Source organism: uncultured Gemella sp., assembly GCF_963525875.1.
Taxonomy (GTDB): domain Bacteria; phylum Bacillota; class Bacilli; order Staphylococcales; family Gemellaceae; genus Gemella.
Genome location: NZ_CAURMG010000008.1, coordinates 22118 through 41122, shown reverse-complemented (window position 1 = coordinate 41122; position 19005 = coordinate 22118). Strand labels below are relative to the sequence as shown.

The 19005-nt window shown below is 28.6% G+C and carries 17 protein-coding genes; all 17 read left to right on the top strand.

The genetic code is table 11. The features are described 5' to 3' along the window. Window positions 1-60 precede the first annotated feature (60 nt). Window positions 61-1512 (top strand): LCP family protein, encoded by a 1452-nt coding sequence (locus RWQ73_RS02645; protein WP_314406574.1) that lies wholly within the window; start codon window positions 61-63, stop codon window positions 1510-1512. 18 nt (window positions 1513-1530) lie between these two features. Continuing rightward, window positions 1531-2256 carry a CpsB/CapC family capsule biosynthesis tyrosine phosphatase gene (locus tag RWQ73_RS02640; protein ID WP_314406573.1) on the top strand — a complete coding sequence of 242 codons (726 nt, stop codon included), beginning with the start codon at window positions 1531-1533 and terminating at the stop codon, window positions 2254-2256. A 115-nt stretch (window positions 2257-2371) separates the two neighbouring features. Next, entirely contained in the window at window positions 2372-3466 is a 1095-nt protein-coding gene (gene glf / locus RWQ73_RS02635) for a UDP-galactopyranose mutase (RefSeq protein WP_314084322.1), read from the top strand. A 156-nt stretch (window positions 3467-3622) separates the two neighbouring features. Further along, window positions 3623-4621, top strand: a complete 999-nt coding sequence (locus RWQ73_RS02630; RefSeq protein WP_314406572.1) for a hypothetical protein — start codon at window positions 3623-3625, stop codon at window positions 4619-4621. 207 nt (window positions 4622-4828) lie between these two features. Beyond that, on the top strand, window positions 4829-6013 hold the full coding sequence (locus RWQ73_RS02625) for an acetate kinase (protein ID WP_314406571.1): 1185 nt from the start codon (window positions 4829-4831) through the stop codon (window positions 6011-6013). Between the two features lie 60 nt (window positions 6014-6073). Beyond that, complete coding sequence (locus RWQ73_RS02620; protein WP_314406570.1) at window positions 6074-7234, top strand: CCA tRNA nucleotidyltransferase; 1161 nt, start codon at window positions 6074-6076, stop codon at window positions 7232-7234. 28 nt (window positions 7235-7262) lie between these two features. After that, on the top strand, window positions 7263-9113 hold the full coding sequence (locus RWQ73_RS02615; protein ID WP_314406569.1) for an exonuclease domain-containing protein: 1851 nt from the start codon (window positions 7263-7265) through the stop codon (window positions 9111-9113). Between the two features lie 127 nt (window positions 9114-9240). After that, window positions 9241-10527, top strand: coding sequence for an asparagine--tRNA ligase (gene asnS / locus RWQ73_RS02610; RefSeq protein WP_314406568.1), 1287 nt, complete (start codon window positions 9241-9243; stop codon window positions 10525-10527). A 10-nt stretch (window positions 10528-10537) separates the two neighbouring features. Beyond that, a complete protein-coding gene (locus tag RWQ73_RS02605) occupies window positions 10538-11059 on the top strand; it encodes a hypothetical protein (RefSeq protein WP_314084310.1) in 522 nt (173 codons plus the stop codon). Next, window positions 11040-11684 (top strand): endonuclease III, encoded by a 645-nt coding sequence (gene nth, locus RWQ73_RS02600; protein ID WP_314406567.1) that lies wholly within the window; start codon window positions 11040-11042, stop codon window positions 11682-11684. The genes RWQ73_RS02605 and nth overlap by 20 nt, the downstream gene beginning before the upstream one ends. Window positions 11685-11695: 11 nt before the next feature. After that, on the top strand, window positions 11696-12148 hold the full coding sequence (lspA, locus tag RWQ73_RS02595; protein WP_314406566.1) for a signal peptidase II: 453 nt from the start codon (window positions 11696-11698) through the stop codon (window positions 12146-12148). Window positions 12149-12321: 173 nt separating this feature from the next. Further along, window positions 12322-12825 (top strand): methylated-DNA--[protein]-cysteine S-methyltransferase, encoded by a 504-nt coding sequence (locus tag RWQ73_RS02590; protein ID WP_314406564.1) that lies wholly within the window; start codon window positions 12322-12324, stop codon window positions 12823-12825. Window positions 12826-12913: 88 nt separating this feature from the next. Next, a complete protein-coding gene (fmt, locus tag RWQ73_RS02585) occupies window positions 12914-13876 on the top strand; it encodes a methionyl-tRNA formyltransferase (protein ID WP_314406563.1) in 963 nt (320 codons plus the stop codon). Next, window positions 13869-15194, top strand: a complete 1326-nt coding sequence (rsmB, locus tag RWQ73_RS02580) for a 16S rRNA (cytosine(967)-C(5))-methyltransferase RsmB (protein ID WP_314406562.1) — start codon at window positions 13869-13871, stop codon at window positions 15192-15194. Before fmt ends, rsmB begins: the two co-directional genes overlap by 8 nt. Beyond that, the gene (rlmN, locus tag RWQ73_RS02575) at window positions 15188-16321 is read left to right on the top strand and encodes a 23S rRNA (adenine(2503)-C(2))-methyltransferase RlmN (RefSeq protein WP_314406561.1); all 1134 of its coding nucleotides are present in this window, start codon (window positions 15188-15190) and stop codon (window positions 16319-16321) included. The genes rsmB and rlmN overlap by 7 nt, the downstream gene beginning before the upstream one ends. Further along, window positions 16299-17045 (top strand): protein phosphatase 2C domain-containing protein, encoded by a 747-nt coding sequence (locus RWQ73_RS02570; RefSeq protein WP_314406560.1) that lies wholly within the window; start codon window positions 16299-16301, stop codon window positions 17043-17045. The genes rlmN and RWQ73_RS02570 overlap by 23 nt, the downstream gene beginning before the upstream one ends. After that, the gene (pknB, locus tag RWQ73_RS02565; RefSeq protein ID WP_314406559.1) at window positions 17035-18951 is read left to right on the top strand and encodes a Stk1 family PASTA domain-containing Ser/Thr kinase; all 1917 of its coding nucleotides are present in this window, start codon (window positions 17035-17037) and stop codon (window positions 18949-18951) included. Before RWQ73_RS02570 ends, pknB begins: the two co-directional genes overlap by 11 nt. The last annotated feature ends 54 nt before the right edge of the window (window positions 18952-19005 follow it).

The window sequence follows — 19005 nt, the reverse complement described above, 5'->3', positions numbered from 1 at the left end:
TATTAAAGGAATTGTTGTATAATTAAATTAAGATACAAATTATTAATAGTGAGGAAAATGATGAAAAAAAGATATAAAAAAAGAAAAAAAACCATAAGTAATTTCGATGTTGTAAACTCTATATTAACTACTCTTTTAGTAGTTTTAGGGGTATTAGTTGGATGGACAATGTTTAAATATGACTTTTTAAATTTCAGAGGAATTAATTTTGGAATTATAATTGTCATTATGATTTCGATTATAGTTTCGGTGTTTCTAATAATTAAGAAAAAAGCCAAAGTGTTTAATACTGTAATGTTAATAATAATGAATATTATTTTGATCTTCTCGTATGTTCAGTTTAAAACAGCTGTTGGATTATTTGAAAATTTAAATAATAATGCAGAATTTAATGAGTATACTTTGAGTATAATTGTATTGAAAGATGATAAAGCAAGTAAATTATCTGATTTACAAGGAGAGTCTGTGGCTGCACCAGTTTCTAGTGATGGTGAAAATATTAATAAACTGATGAAAGAAATTCGAGAAAAGAAAAAGCTAACAGTTGACTTAAAAGAAACTAGAAATTATATTACAGCGTATGAAGCGTTGTTATCTGGTTCTACAAGAGCGATGATTCTTAATAGTTCTTTTGAAGATTATATTATTAAACAACATTCAGATTTTAAAGAAAAAACAAAAAAAATATATGAATTCAAAATTAGGAAATCAATAAATTCAAAAGGAAATAGAAATGCTGATAAAGTTTTTAATATTTACGTGAGTGGAATTGATACATATGGACCTATATCTAGTGTAAGTCGTTCTGATGTTAATATAATATTAACAATAAATAAAGAAACTGGTAAAGTTTTATTGACTACAACTCCACGTGATTCATATGTAAAAATTGCTGATGGTGGTAATAATGAATTTGATAAACTAACTCATGCTGGTCTTTATGGTGTTGACTCATCAATTCATACATTAGAAAATTTATATGATATAAAGTTAGATTATTATGCAAGGCTTAATTTTACATCATTTTTAGAATTGATAGATACAGTGGGGGGAGTTGATGTTTATAATGATCAAGCCTTTTCTGCTGGTAAGTATAATTTTAATTCAGGACTTGTTCATTTGGATGCCGATAAGGCGCTTACCTTTGTTCGTGAAAGATATAGTTTAGCCGATGGAGATAATGATCGTGGTAAGAACCAAGAAAAAGTTATAGCTGCAATCATTAAAAAGCTTACTACTAAAGAAGGCTTGACTAATTATAAGACCATTATAAATAAGATTAGTAAATCTGTTCAAACAAATATGCCTATAGAGACAGCAAATAAATTAGCGAATGAACAGCTTAATTCTGGTAAAGAATTTAGTGTTGCTTCTCAAGCTCTTACAGGTAAGGGAAGTATGGGATTACCTTCATACGCTATGCCGGGAGCAAATCTATACATGACAGAAATTAATGAACAAAGTTTAAATGAAGTTAAGGAAAACATTAGAGATGTAATTGAAGGAAAGTAATTGGAGGAGAAGAAAAAGATGATAGATATTCATTCTCACATAATTTTTGGAGTTGATGATGGAGCTAAAAATGAAAATGATACAAGGGATTTATTAGAAGAAAGTTATAACCAGGGGGTAAAAGGAATTATTGCGACACCACACAGAAGACAGGGGATGTTTGAAACTGATTTAGGAATAATTATTGAAAATTTTAAAAGAGTAGAGGAAATTGCTAAAGAGGTTGCTGATGATTTGAAGATATATTTAGGAAGTGAAATCTTTTATAAAGATGACGAAATTGAAAATATCGAAAATAAAATACATCCTACATTGGCAGGTACCGATTATATTCTTGTTGAATTTCCTTATGAGATGAGATATAAAGAGATTAATAGGGCTCTCAGTAAGATTTTATTTCTTGGTATAACACCTGTAATTGCTCATGTTGAAAGGTATATAAATGTTGATGAAGATGGTATCCAAAAATTAATTAATATGGGAGTGTACATTCAAGTAAATGCTGAGAGTGTATTGAAAACTAAACTAATCGGAGATAAACACAAACATTTTAAAAAAAGAGCTAAAAAGTATTTGGACAAAAATCTAGTTCATTTTATCGCTAGTGACATGCATAGTATGAAAATAAGAAGAACTTATATGAGAGAAGCATTTGAACAAATTAAAAGTAAGTATGGTTTATCAAAGGCTCTTGAATTATTTGAGGAGAATCAAGAAAAATTGTTAATGAATAAAATTATCTAGAAAAAAGTAAAAATTTATATCTTATCTACCAAACTTTTCTATAATATATGTACATTTTTTAAGAATAAAATGGTGAAAAATTCTTGTTAGATATGAAATATAAAAGGAGGAAGCAATGTACGATTATTTAATAGTTGGAGCTGGATTGTCAGGTGCGATCTTTGCACATGAAGCAACCAAACAAGGAAAAAAAGTAAAAGTAATAGATAAACGCGACCATATTGGTGGGAATATCTATTGTGAAAATGTTGAGGGAATCAATGTTCACAAATATGGTGCTCATATTTTCCATACTTCTAACAAAGAAATATGGGATTATGTGAATCAATTCGCTGAGTTTAACAATTATATTAACTCACCAGTAGCAAACTATAGAGGTAAATTATACAATCTACCTTTCAACATGAACACTTTCTACGGATTATGGGGAACTAAGACTCCTGCTGAGGTAAAAGCAAAAATCGCTGAACAAACAGCCCATCTGCAAGATAGTGAGCCTAAAAACTTAGAAGAACAAGCGATTAAGCTTATTGGTACTGACGTATACGAAACATTAATTAAAGGTTATACAGAAAAACAATGGGGACGAAGTGCTACGGAACTACCACCATTTATTATCAAACGTCTTCCTGTACGCTTCACATTTGATAACAATTACTTTAACGATAGATATCAAGGTATTCCAATCGGTGGATACAATGTTATTATCGAAAATATGCTTAAAGGAATCGAAGTAGAATTAAATGTGGACTTTTTCAAAAATCGTAAAGAATTAGAAAAATGTGCAAAAAAAGTAGTATTTACGGGAATGATTGATCAGTATTTTGATTATAAATATGGAGAATTAGAATATAGGAGTCTTCGCTTTGAACATGAAGTACTAAATGAAGAGAATTACCAAGGTAATGCAGTAGTAAACTATACAGAACTTGAAGTACCTTTTACTCGTATTATAGAGCACAAACATTTTGAAAAGGGTACTCAAGAAAAAACGGTTATTACACGTGAATACTCAGTAGATTGGAAACGTGGCGATGAACCATACTATCCAATAAATGACGCTAAAAATAATGGAATTTATCAAAAATATTTAGAAGAAGCAAAAGGTAAAGACGTAATCTTTTGTGGTCGTCTTGCAGACTATAAATATTACGATATGCATGTAGTAATAGAGAGGGCTCTTAATGTAGTAAAAGAAGAATTGAGTTAGCAATCTATTATACATAATTAACGTAGATTAGATATAATTTTTATGATCAAATAGATTATTTTTTATAGTAAATACCTGTTATCTGTGATAATATTATTAATAAGTTTAATACATTAATAATATTTACAATTAATTAAGGAAGTAGTAGGAAATAATATGGGAAAAAATAATAATCAAAGTAATGGATATAATTACGATGATTATCAAAATCAAAATTACAATGAAATGAATTATGGTAATAATAACCAAAATTATAATAACTATCCTAATGGGAATTATGAAAATAATAATTGGAATTATAATGAATATCCTAATCAAAATATGAATAATACATATCAAAATAATAATTATTATGATAATGGTCAATACCAACAAAATGGTCAAGAATATTATAATCAAAATTATAATAATCAAGAATTTGAATATGCAGAGTATAAAGAACCTAGGAAAAAAACAGGATTATTATTTCTTATTAGTTTCTTTATAATAGGGCTATTAGCGATATCTGGTTACTTCGGTTATACAAAGTATTATTTTAATAGCAAAGCGATAGTGGATTTAAGTCAATATGAAATTGAATTTAAACCTTATGGTTCAGATGGTGATGGAACAGCGGCAGCTGATATAAAAAAAATTCCAACAGTAAAATCAGATGATTCATCTGTAACACAATTTCTTCAAGAACCATCGATTACATTTAGTAAAACTAATAATTTAAGAAATGGTGAAAAAGTTGAGGTAACTATTAGTTTGAGTAAAACATCTGCTGAAGCGAAGAAACTTGAATTAAAAGGTGAGTTTAAACGCTCATATACCGTAAGAGGTCTAAATGAAAAATCTAAAGATAGTTTTAGAGATAGTAACTCCTCATCAGGAACAAAAGTTTTTAGAGAAGATAGCTCGATTGATACTAAGGAATTATCAGATGTACAAGTCGGTGATTGGGCGAGAGCGATGTATATTAAAAATTATTCGAGAAATTCATCAACTTATGACTTTTCTTATGATGTTTGGTTAGGTAGCGATCATTTAGCTTATGTTAATCTGAAACGTAACGGTGATGTTGTTGGTAAATATAGAGTTAACGGTCGTGGCCAATTAGAACACAATGAGCGAGGAAGTTGGTATGTTGTAAGCGGCACTTTCACATCGTAAAAAATATACTAACTAAAATATTTTTATATTCATAAAAAAAATATACAAACATATAAAACTGATAACTGAGATATAGATAACGTATTCTTGTTATCAGTTTTTTTATAAATTATTTTATAAAAAATTTTAAATAACACTTGTAATTAATTATAATTAATGAGATAATAGTAAATATAATGCAAATAGAGTAAGAGGAGATTTATACTTATGACAAAGATTTTAGCTATTAACTCAGGAAGTTCATCTTTAAAATTTCAATTATTTGAAATGCCTGAAGAAAAAGTTATTACAAAAGGATTAGTTGAAAGAATCGGTATTGATAACAGTGTATTTACTATCGAGTTCAACGGAGAAAAAAATAAAGAAACATTAGATATTCCTAACCATGATATCGCTATTGAAATGTTACTTGAAAAATTAACTAAATTAGGAATTGTAAAAGATGTAAAAGAAATTGAAGGAGTTGGACACCGTGTAGTTCATGGTGGTGAATTCTACGATGCATCTGTTTTAGTTACTGATGAAGAATTAGCGAAAGTTGATTCTATTGAAGACTTAGCGCCTTTACACAACCCAGCAAACATTAAAGGTGTTCGTTCATTCCAAAAAGAATTACCAGGAGTACCTAACGTATTAACATTTGATACAGCATTCCACCAAAGTATGCCAAAATCAACTTACATGTACGCTGTGCCAAGAGAATTCTACGAAAAACACGGAGTTCGTAAATACGGTGCTCACGGAACAAGCCACAGATATATTGGTGAAAAAGTTGCAGAAATTCTTGGTAAAGATCCAAAAGAATTAAAAACTATTTCATGCCACATTGGTAACGGTGCTTCAATTTGTGCTATTAAAAATGGTAAATCTTTTGATACATCAATGGGATTCACACCATTATCAGGATTAGTAATGGGAACTAGAACTGGAGATATCGATCCAGCTACAATTCCTTATATTGCTCAAAAAACTGGACTAAATCTTGAAGAAATCGTTCGTATTTTCAACTTTGAATCAGGATTAAAAGGTGTATCTGCACTTTCTTCTGACTTACGTGATGTTGAAGACGCTAGAGATACAAACCCACATGCTGCTGAAGCTATTGATGTTTATATCAACAGAATTAAACAATACGTTGGTGCGTATGCTGCAGCTATGAATGGAGTTGATGCTATCGTATTTACTGCTGGTGTAGGTGAAAATGCTACATGGGTACGTGAAGAAGTATTAGAAGGATTAACTTTCTTAGGCGTTCAAATCGATAAAGAGAAAAATAATGTTCGTGGAAAAGTGGCTGAAATTTCAACAGCTGAATCTAAAGTTAAAGCATTTGTAATCCCAACTGACGAAGAGGTTATGATTGCTAGAGATACTTATAACTTATCTAAATAATATCAAAAAACTTTAAAGGGCTGGGTATTGTACCAGTCCTTTTCTATTTGAAAGGACAATATGAATTTAGAAAACTTTAATTATAAATTTAAAGATGCTATAAATATTCTTAAGACTTTTAATAAAAATGGATTTGAAGCTTATTTTGTCGGTGGTTGTGTAAGAGATTTTCTTTTAGACAAAGATTTTTCCGACATTGATATTACAACGAATGCCTTACCTGAACAAGTAAAAAATATATTTCGTAAAAGTATTGATACTGGAATTCAGCATGGAACAGTTACAATATTAGTAAATTGTGAAAGCTACGAAGTCACAACATTTAGAAAAGAAGACGAATATGTTAATCATAGAGCTCCAGATAAGGTTGAATTTGTTAGTAATCTAAAAGAGGACTTAGATAGACGTGATTTCACGATAAATGCTATGGCACTAGATTCAAGGGGGAAACTATTTGATTTTCATAATGGTGAAGTTGATTTAAACAATAAAATTATTAAAACTGTTAATGATCCAAATGAAAGATTCTTTGAGGATGCTTTAAGAATGTTAAGGGCTTTTCGTTTTTCTTCAAAATTAGGATTTGATATTGATAGTAATACTATAATGGCAATAAAAAACAATGCTAAACTAATTGAGTATGTATCTATTGAGAGAATTGTTAATGAATTTAGAAAATTATTAGAGGGTAAAGGCAACATTAATAGTATGCAATTAATGATAGATAGCACGCTTAATAGTTATATACCATTCATAAAAGACATAAAAGTGATTGAAGATTTTTCTAAATACACTTTTTGTCAAAGTTTGTATATTCTATCTACTCTAAACAAAATTTCTACTGACGAACTAAAGAAATTAAAGTTATCTAATAAGGAACTAAAATTAGTTAAAGAATATGAAAAAATTAGAAATGATTTTATAAATAAAAAACCATTAGAAGTTATTTTATATAAGTATGATATTGACAATGTTAGGTTTATTTGTAGTTATTTTAAATTTAGAGATATAGCTGAAATCAATAAAGTTAAATTAGCAATTACTTCGTTAAATGATATTAATATTACGTCTGAAGAAATTATAGCATTTATTAATAGAAAACCTGGACCGTGGATTAGAGAGCTGGTTACTTTGCTCGAATATGAAATCTTAGTTAATGGTTTAGTTAATAATAGGGATAACATACTAGATTTTTTAGAAAAAACGAGAGATAATATATAAATAACTAGAAAGTGAGGTGAGAGAATTTATGAATAGATTATTTTGTATCGTTGATATTGAATTAACTGAAGACAAAGAGATTATTCAATTTTCAGCAACAAAACTTGACGATACTTTTAAAGAACTAGAGTCAATTAATTATTATATACAACCGAAAAAAGAAGTATCTTCATTTGTTACGGAACTTACAGGAATAAGTAATGAAATGCTTATGGATAAACCGTACTTTGAAGATGTAGCTGTCAAATTATATGATTTTATTAAAGATGATATACTAGTTTGTCATGGACTAGCTTCAGATTATATAATTCTAAAAAAGAGATTTCACGATGTTGGAATTATGTACAAAGCAAAGATGTCTTTAGATACTGTCGAGCTAGCTAGATTATTTATGCCATCGCAAGTAAGTTATAAATTATCAGATTTATCAAATTCTCTTAGCCTTTATTCCGGAGAAGGATTTCACAATGCAGCTATTGATGTAAAAGTAACAGTTAAATTATTAGAAGCAATTGCATACAAAATAGCTAATTTGAACAACTATAACTATAAAAAAATAGAAGAACTTCTTGAAAAAATCAATTTTAGTACATATAGATTTGCAAAATTTTGTAAAAATAACTTCAAAGATAATATGTCTATTACTAACAATTATTTAATATTTCAAGATGTTGCCTTTAAAAAAGTATCTTACACTATAAGTATGGAAAATTATCCTAAAAAGTACATAATGTTTTCTTCTATCGATGAGAAAGAGTATATACGAAAATTTAAAGTTGTTAATTATACAATTTTAAAGAAAAAAAGTAATTACGTACCGTTAAACATATTTACTCTGTTTCCAAAAAAGGAAGATCTTAATTTAGATAAATTATTAATTAAATTATATGTATGGGTATTAGAAACACAAGCTGGAGATTTTTGTGAATTAAATCTATTGTATTTAGAAAAACAATACATTGAAAGTATAAAAAATGCCGTTTCAATAAGTTCAAAATCGTATTATTTTGATGAGAAAAATAAAGCCGCATTGCACTCAGAAAATATTGTTACAAATTATGATTCCATAGAGTATCTAATAGAGAACAAAAATTTTAAAAATTATACTTTTATCTTTGAGAATAAGAGAATTTTAGGGCGTGAATTAGATTCTAAAAATACAAAAGACTATTTTTATAAAAATGTCATAGTTGAATTAAATGTTGCTGTTTCGAAAAATTTAAAAGATAAAAACATAAAAATGTTAAGAAATAATATAGACGGATTGGTGAAATTTTTACATGAAATGTATATTTCGGAAAGTCTGTTTTTATACAATGATAGTTTATCTTTCATTATTCAAGATGTTGATGCTATTTTAAATGATATTAAAATTTATCATAAAGAATTACCGGTATCATATAAATTCATAAAAAAACTACGTAGTGTCTTAACTAATTCTAAAAATACTTATAAGTTTGTAGTTTTAGATCAAGAAAATAGTTTAAAATTAACAGTTGTCGATGATAAAAAGGTAAAAGGTTTAATTAATGTGATTCACTCTAAAAATCACAAATATATAAATTTAAATTCTAAGATTAAATTTATATATTGTAATGGTGATGAAGAATTATTAAATACAAAGACTCTTGGTACAGTATTATTTATTTTTGATAGTAATAAATATAAAGACATATACTTTACAAAACGAGAGAAAAAAAGTTATATTAAATATTTTAATTTTTCGATAAAAGATAATTTTAAAGAATTATATAGTGAAGTTATTAAAAATAATAAACTATCATGCAGATGTTACGCAACAAAAGATATACTTGAATATAGGTATTATTTAAGAGATATTTTTGATAGCATTGTTGTATTTCGTGATTTAGAACATTAACTTTAAAAATAAGTATAGTTAATTAAAAAATTACTAAAAATATGATATAATATAAATAGTTTTTATATAACTACGAACATAATAAATATCGAATATAATAATTATAAAAATTAGGAGGGACTTAAAGTTGAACATTAACAATTTAAAAGAACAACTAGGTCAAAAAGTAACTCTTGGTGCATGGATTGCTAACAAGAGAAGTAGTGGTAAAATTGCATTTTTCCAATTAAGATATGGAGCTGGCTTTATCCAAGCAATAGCTTTAAAAGAAGCATTAGGTGAGGATAAGTATCAACAATTACGCCATTTACCACAAGAAACTTCATTAAAAGTAACAGGTTTAATTAAAGAAAATGATAGAGAATTATCAGGAATTGAATTAGAAATTGAAGATTTCGAAGTGATTTCTGAAGCAATCGATTATCCAATAACTCCAAAAGAACATGGAGTAGAATTTTTAGCAGACAATCGTCATATATGGATTCGCTCTAAGAAGCAACATGCTATTTTAACAATTAGAAATCAAATTATTAAATCAACTTATGATTTCTTTGAAAAAGAAGGTTTCTTAAAAACAGATCCACCAATTTTAACATCATCAGCTCCAGAAGGAACTACAGAATTATTTAATACTAAATATTTCGATGAAGAAGCATATCTTTCTCAATCTGGTCAATTATACTTAGAAGCAACTGCGATGGCTTTTGGAAAAGTATTTTCATTTGGTCCTACGTTCAGAGCAGAAAAATCTAAGACTCGCCGTCACTTAATCGAGTTCTGGATGATTGAAGCTGAGATGGCATTCTGTAATCATGATGAAAGTTTAGCTTTACAAGAAGCATTTGTAAATCATTTATTAACTGATGTGCTAGAAAAATGTCAAGAACAACTAAAAGTTCTAGGACGTGATGTAGAAGCTCTAAATAATGCAAGAGGAGAGTTTCCACGTATTAAATATAAAGATGCTATTAAATTATTAAAAGAAAATGGTTTTGATGATATTGAATATGGTGATGATTTCGGTTCACCTCATGAAACTTTCATCGCTAACAGCTATAATAAACCTGTATTTATTACACATTGGCCATTGGATATTAAACCATTTTACATGATTGAAGATCCAAATGAACCTGATGTTGTATTATGCGCTGATTTAATAGCTCCAGAAGGATACGGAGAAATTATTGGCGGTTCTCAACGTATTGATGATTACGATACATTGTTAGAAAACATTAAAAAACATGATTTAAATCTTGATGCCTATGGTTGGTATTTAGATTTACGTAAATATGGTTCTGTTGAACATGCAGGATTTGGTCTTGGTCTAGAAAGAACTGTGGCTTGGATTACTGGCAATGGTCATGTTCGTGAAACTGCACCATTCCCTCGTCTTTTAAACAGGCTTACACCTTAGGAGTTTCAAAATGATCAATATCAATATAAAAGGTATTTTAATTGATGCTGATTTCTTATTGAATTATACTAATCATAACTTATCTGGAGAGGAAGCCATGTTTCTTCTTCAGATAAGTTATTTGACAAATCAAGGGGAAATACCTTTTTCAATAGAATTAGTAAAAGAACATCTTAGAATGTCTGAAAAAGAGATTTTTACAATGTTAGATGTTTTGATTAATAAAAGATGTATAGCTCTGTCATCTAATAGTAAAGTAAAATTTTATGTGTTTAGTGATAAAGAGAACTATTATACTTTAAGAGAATTATTAAAGCTTGTTGAGCGTATTACTGGAAAAATACTAACTTCAAAAGAGTTAGATATCGTCTCATCATGGTTCGAAAAACAATATACAAAAAAAGAAATTGATGAAGCATTAACCTTATCTAAAAATATTAGTTATGTAAATGGAATTTTAAATAATAAGGTTAATAAGGAAGTAGAGTCAGAAAGTGGTAGTAGTTTAGGATATGACTGGTTTAACAAATAGACAAAAGAAAATTAAAGCAAAGAAAATAATGGATTATCTTGATAAAGTATTTCCTGATGTTGAATGTGAATTAGATTTTTCAAATAATTTAGAGTTGGTTATCGCGGTTTTATTATCTGCCCAATGTAAAGATGAGTATGTAAATAGGGCTACAGTAGGACTATTCGAAAATTATAAAACAATTGATGACTACGCAGATGCGAAGGTTGAAGACATTGAAAAATATATTAAGACACTAGGATTATACAAAGCTAAATCCAAAAATATTATCGGAATGGCTAACATGTTACGTGATGTTTATGATTATGAAATTCCAAAAACTAGGGAAGAATTAGAAAAATTACCTGGCGTTGGTAGAAAAACTGCTAATGTTGTACTTGCTGTAGGTTTTAATATTCCAGCTATCGCGGTTGATACACATGTTGAACGTGTGGCTAAGATGTTTGGTCTTGCAGAAAAAAATGATAGCCCGCTTCAAGTTGAAAAATCACTGATGTCAATCTTTCCCATGGAAAGTTGGGGGAAAATTCACCATCAATTAATACATCTTGGGCGTTACAAACTTCCTGCGAGAGGTGAGAGAACGATTGATCCTGAGTTAGAAAAATTATTATTAAAAAATTAAAGGAGAGCAGTATGTTATTAATATTTATAGCTACAGGTTTTTTGATATTATTAGATCAGTTAAGTAAAAATTTCATAGTTAGGCACTTCACTTTAGGAGAGAGTAAGGAAATTATCACAAACTTCTTTAGTATCTCTTCACATAGAAATAGAGGTGCTGCTTGGGGAATTTTACAAGATAGTAGAATCTTTTTCTTAATTATTACAGTTCTTTTTATTGCAGTGTTATCTTATTATTTATTTAAACAAAAAGAAACTTTAAATAGTTTTGATAAATTAACATTTGCATTAATATACGGTGGATCTATTGGCAATTTTATTGATAGATTGACACGACATGAAGTTGTAGATTTCTTAGATTTTAGAATATTCGGCTATGATTTTCCTATATTTAATTTAGCTGATTGCTTTATTTGTGTAGGGGTAGTGTTTTTATTATTCAAAATTTATAGAGAAGAAGATTAGGACTTGTTTAGGGACAAACCAACAATTCCATCTATTAAAGAACTAATAGTCGTAATGGTTTATTGATATCTAATAAACTTTACGGGGATGGCTCAACAAAATCAGTATTTTTTGAGTCATCCTTATTTTTTGTTATAATATGAATGTTTAGATTATTATTAAAGGAGTTTTAAATGTATTATTGCACATATAAGAGTAAAATCGGTTTGTTATATATTATTTCTGATGGTATCAATCTATGTGGATGTTATTTAGAAGGACAAAAATATTTTCCTAAAGATTTATCGAATTATATCTTCAATGATTCACTTGAAATTTTAAATAAGTGTAAGGCTTGGTTAGATAAGTACTTTAATGGTGAAGAAACTAATTTAGAAGATATTCCTATAAAGTTTCAAGGAACTCAATTTCGAAAAGATGTTTGGAGTATAATCATGGAAATACCACATGGAGAATTAGTAACATATAAATTTATTTCTGAAAAGATTGCTAAAGATAGATGTCTTAAAACTATGTCCTCTCAAGCGGTTGGAGGGACGGTCGGACATAATCCTATATTAATATTTATTCCTTGCCATAGAGTAATAGGAGCAAATGGAAGTTTAACAGGATATGCAGCAGGTATTGAAGTGAAAAAATTCCTATTAAATTTAGAAAATAATAATAATAGTTATTAATTAGATCGTTATACACCAACGAATAATAGAACAATATCAGAAAATATGTTATAATTATTATGATTAAATTCTTTATTAGGAGAAATAAATGAACAATAAAAAAATAGTATTTATGGGAACGCCAAAATTTGCTGTTCCAGTATTAGAAATGTTAATAGAAAACTATGGAGTTGATTTAGTAATAACTCAACCAGATAAAAAAGTAGGAAGAAAAAAAGTCTTAACACCTCCACCTGTCAAAGTAGTAGCTTTAGAAAATAATATAAAAGTGCTACAGCCTGAAAAAATATCAACTGATGAGGAGACTTATACTACGTTAATAGATTTAAATCCGGATATTATTATTACGGCTGCTTATGGACAATTAGTTCCTGAAAGAATCTTAGAAATTCCTCAACATAAATGTATAAACGTTCACGGTTCTTTACTACCTAAATTACGTGGAGGAGCCCCTATTCAATATTCTATTCTTGAAGATCATAAAAAAACAGGTATTACTATCATGTATATGGTTAAAAAACTTGATGCTGGTGATATGATTTCTAAAGTAGAGGTTGATATTCTTGACAGTGATAATTATGAATCTTTACATGATAAGCTGTCAATTGCAGGACGTGACCTATTAAATGAAACACTACCAAGAATTTTCAGCGGAGACATTAACCCGCAGAAACAAAATGAGGAAGAAGCTACATTTGCTAGCAATATTTTAAGAGAAGATGAGAAGATTGATTGGAATACTCCAGCTCGAGATGTATTTAATAAAGTTCGTGCATTAGATCCTACGCCAGGGGCATTTACATTTTTAGATGGAAATGTACTTAAGATTTGGTCTAGTGAAGTTGTTAAATTAGATATTGAATCAAATTTTGATAAAGTAGGAACTATTATTAGCCAAGATAAGAAAAGTATTTATATTTTATGTGGAAATAAAACTGTATTAAAGGTTAATGAACTTCAAGTGTCTGGGAAAAAACGTATGCCTGTAGTTAATTTCCTATCAAACAAGAAAGACTATGTGGGAACAATTTTAGGTGAAAAAAATGAGTAGCATTAATGCTAGAAGTCTTGCATACGAAGTATTATTTACGATTATTCAAGAAGATGGATATAGCAATATTACTTTAAATAAATATTTTAATCAATACAAAGTTGAGGAACAAGATAAAAGATTTATAAGCGAAGTAGTATATGGTACTATTAAGAATAAATTGTATTTAGAGCATATACTTAAATCTTATTCTAAAGGAAGAGTTAAACCAAAGGTTAAAATTATTTTATTAATGAGTATTTATCAACTTCTTTATATGGATAAGACTCCAAATTTTGCTATTATCGATGAAGCTGTAAAATTAAGTAAAAAAATTGCTGGTAATATTACGGGTAAATTTGTTAATGGTATATTAAGAAATATTGAAAGAAATGCTAAAAACTTAGAATTAAAATATAAAAATGAGACTGAACAATTTTGTGTGGAAAATAGTTGTCCTAAAGAATTATTTGATATTCTAAACAAACAATATGGCAAAGACAAAGCACAAAGCATTGTAGTTTCATTTAATCAAAAAAGTAAGAATAGCATTAGATATAATCCACTTAAAACAACGAAATCAGACTTAATAGACAAAATGGGTAGTGCTGTTAGTGAAAGTGAAATTTGTGAGGATAGCCTTATTTTAAATAAATTAAATATTGATAATTCTTTATTTGCTAATGGTTACTACATTATTCAAGATGAGGCTAGTGCTTTAGTTGCATCGTCAATAGGATTACCTGTTGATAAAGAGTATAAAATATTAGACACATGTGCAGCACCTGGTGGGAAAAGTTTACATATTGCAAGCAAGTATTTTAATTCTAGTTTAGTTTCATGTGATAAATATATACATAAGTTAAAATTGATTGAAGATAATACTGCAAAACTTGGTATTTCGAATATTGAAATAAAAGAACAAGATGCAACTATAAATAATTCTTCATTTAATGATAAATTTGATATAGTAATTTGCGATGTTCCTTGTTCAGGTATAGGGGTTATAAAAAATAAACCAGAAATTAAATATAAAATCACAAATTCTTATGTAGAAGAAATTTCAAAACTACAATATCAAATATTAGATAATAGCAAAAAATATGTGAAGAATAATGGGATACTGATGTATTCTACTTGCACTATTGATAAGAGAGAAAATATAGAAAACATTAATAAGTTTTTAAATGAAAATAAAGACTTTAAATTAGAGAATATTTCTCTAAAAAATAGTATTATTAAAACTAGTGAAAATGGTGTATTAGAAATACTACCTGATGAATATAGTTGCGATGGTTTTTTTATCGCAAAACTTAGAAAAATGGAGGCAAAATGTTAATTTCAGATTTTAAAGGTTATAAAAAGTCTAGATGGTTAAAAGATTTTGATAAAATGTCTATATATTCTTTGAGGTTAGATCAACTAGAAGAATATATTGTTAGTATAGGTGAAAAGAAGTTCAGAGCTAAGCAAATTTTCGATTGGTTATATAAGAAAAGAGTTACCACTTTTTTAGATATGAAAAATGTTCCTAAGTCTTTACAAGAAAAATTAGCTGAGGAATTTGAAATCACTACTTTAAATACAATTATTAAACAAGAGTCAGCTGATGGTACTATGAAGTTTCTATTTGAACTTCAGGATAAATATACAATTGAAAGTGTACTTATGAAAAATAAATATGGTAATTCGCTTTGTGTAACTACACAAGTTGGTTGTCGTATTGGTTGTACATTCTGTGCGTCTACACTTGGTGGTTTAAAACGTAATTTAGAAGCAGGTGAAATTGTTTCTCAAGTTTTAAAAGTTCAACAAGAATTAGATAAAAAAGGTGAACGTATTTCTAGTATCGTAATAATGGGAATTGGTGAACCATTTGAAAACTATGATGAAATGATGGATTTTATTAGAATTGTAAATAGTGATGAAAGTTTCAATATTGGTGCGCGTCATATCACAGTTTCTACTTCGGGAATAGTACCAAAAATTTATGATTTTGCTAATGAAAAAGTTCAAATAAATTTTGCTGTATCTTTACATGCTCCAACTAATGAATTACGTAGTAAGATAATGCCTGTTAACAGAGCATACAATATTGATAAACTAATGGAAGCTCTTAAATATTATCAAAAAACTACGAATCGCCGTATTACTTTTGAATATGGTTTAATGGGGCAGGTGAATGATCAAAGAGAACATGCAGAGAAGTTATCTGAGATAATTAAAGATATTAACTGTCACGTTAACTTGATTCCAATTAACTATGTACCTGAACGTAATTATGTTAGAACAAGTAAGAGTGATATTTTCGCATTCGAAAAAGTTCTTAAGAAAAATAAGGTAAATGTAACGATAAGAAGAACACAAGGTGACGATATAGATGCAGCTTGTGGTCAACTTCGTGCTAAAGAACGTAAGGATGAGGTAAAAGGAGGAATTCCAGATGCCACTAGTATATTCGTATAATAGTAACAAGGGTAGAAAAGAAAGAAATGAAGATGCAGTAAGTGTTAGTAAAAACAAACAAGGAGAAGTACTTGCCGTTGTTTGTGATGGTGTAGGAAGCCATAGTAAATCAGCGTATTCTAGCAATTATATTGTTTCTACATTAGAGAAGGAATGGCAAGATTTAATGTTTGCTAATTTTAATAATATGAAAAATTGGCTATGTGATAAGATTGAAAAATTAAATCTTGAGTTATTTGAAAAATCTCAAAATAAGAATAAAAAAATGGGAACTACTATTGTGACTGTAGCAACTTTTGATAATCAGGTAGTTGTATACAATATTGGTGATAGTAGTGCTTATGGCTTAACTAAGGATAATGAAATTGATGTCGTAACAGTTGAAGATTCTTTTGTTGGTGCTTTGATTAGTGCTGGGGCTATTACAGTTGAGGAAGCAAAATCTCATCCTGAAAGACATGTATTAACTCAGGCGTTGGCAACAAAACCAAATATAGAACTACATACATTTATTGATGATTTAAACAAGTATGACTATTTTTTAATTTGTTCAGATGGCTTAACTAATATGATAGAAAATGAAGAAATTCAAAATATCGTACGCAATAATGAATTATCTACAGCGGTTGATATTTTAATTGATATTTGTGTAGAACGCGGTGGAGTAGACAATATTTCAGTAGCTATAATAAATAATCTAGGGGGTGTAAACCATGATAAATAATATTATTTGTAATAGATATAAAATCTTGGATCATCTAGGAACTGGTGGTATGGCTACGGTTTGGTTAGGATATGATACAATTTTAGATAGAAAAGTTGCTATAAAAACTTTCAAAATTGATGCGAATGATGAGGGGGCTGTAAAAAGATTTAATAGAGAAGCAAAAGCGGTGACTAGCCTTTCACATCCTAATATTGTTTCTATATATGATGTTGAGAATGAAGGAGATTTTTATTATTTAATACTTGAATATGTAGAAGGTATGACTTTAAAGGACTATATGATTAAAAATCCACGTATTTCAATTGAAACTATTGTTCATATTGCTAAACAAATAGCTGCAGGTTTGAGTCATGCACATCAAAATGGTATTATCCATAGAGATATAAAACCTCAGAATATATTAATGAATGAAAATTTAACTTGCAAAATTACGGATTTTGGTATTGCAAGAGCATATGGGGATACAACTCTAACTCAAACTAATCAAATGCTGGGTACTGTATATTATTTGTCTCCAGAACAAGCTCGTGGAAATGTCGCTACAGCTCAAAGTGATATTTATTCACTAGGGATTTTAATTTTTGAGATGATAACTGGTCAAATTCCTTTTAAAGGTGAATCGGCGGTAGCTATTGCATTGAAACATCTACAAGAGGAGTTACCTGAAATTGATAAATATAGAGAAAATGTTCCTCAAAGTGTAAAAAATATTGTTCTTCAAGCAACTATGAAAAATCCAAATGAGAGATATATTAGTTCAAAAGAATTATTTGATGATTTAAGCACTGTTTTAAATCCGGAGCGTTTATATGAAAATAGATATACTGGATTTAAATTAAATACCGAACCTGTTAACAATTATAATCAAACACAATATATTGATACACCTGTTAACGATAATCATTATGATTATAATAATTATAATGAAGAAGTTGATTATTATAAATATGAGGAAGATAATAGTCAAAACAATAGAAAAAATAATAGACGTTATCAGTCTAAAAACTTACCTAACAATAGTTATAATAATGTAAATAAAAAGCATGAAAAAGAAGAAACATCTAAAGCTAAGCATATATTTTTAGCTATTTTAGCAATTATTGCAATAGCTGTAGGAACATTCTTTACTTATAATTATGTAGTTGGAGCTAATAGCGTTTCAGCGCCTGATGTTCGTAATAAAACTCTTGATGAAGCTAAGGTAGCAATTGTTAAAGCTGGTTTAGAGGTTGGAGATATTACTGAGGTAGCTAGTGATGATGTTAAAGAAAAAACTGTAATTGATAGTGATCCTAAGGCTGGTAAAAAGGTTAAAAAAGGTTCTACAGTAGATTTACGTGTTTCTTCTGGTAAGAAAACAGTAGATATGCCAAACTTTATAGGTATGGATGAAGAGACTGTTAAGAGAAATGCATCTAAATTAGGATTTAAAAATGTAACTGTTGAGAAAGTAGAGAGTGATAGATATGATACAGGTAAAGTAGTATCACAAAATATCACAGCTGGAACTGAGATAGTTCCTAAAGAGAAGGAATTAGTAATTCAAGTTTCTAATGGTAAAAAGAAAATTACAATGCCTAATCTAGTCGGCGAAGATAGTTCTAATATTGAAAGTATTCTTTCGTCATATGGATTTAAGAACGTTTCTTATCGAGAAGAATATTCTGATAAAGATAGTGGTACAATAATCTCACAAAATATTAGAACTGGCTCTAGTATAATTCCAAGTGAAGAAAGCTTAGAGATTACTATTTCTAAAGGTAGAGAAAGAAGTTCATCAAGAGATAGCTCAGATAGTGATTCAAGAACTAGTGATAGCAGTTATTCTTATAGTAGTAATAGTAGTAGAAGTAACTCTTCTCGATCTAATTCTAGTAGTAACAGAACTAGAGGTAATAGCTAGTAGTTGAGTACAAAAGCGCAGTAGAGATTTTATATTTCAGCTGTGCTTTTTATT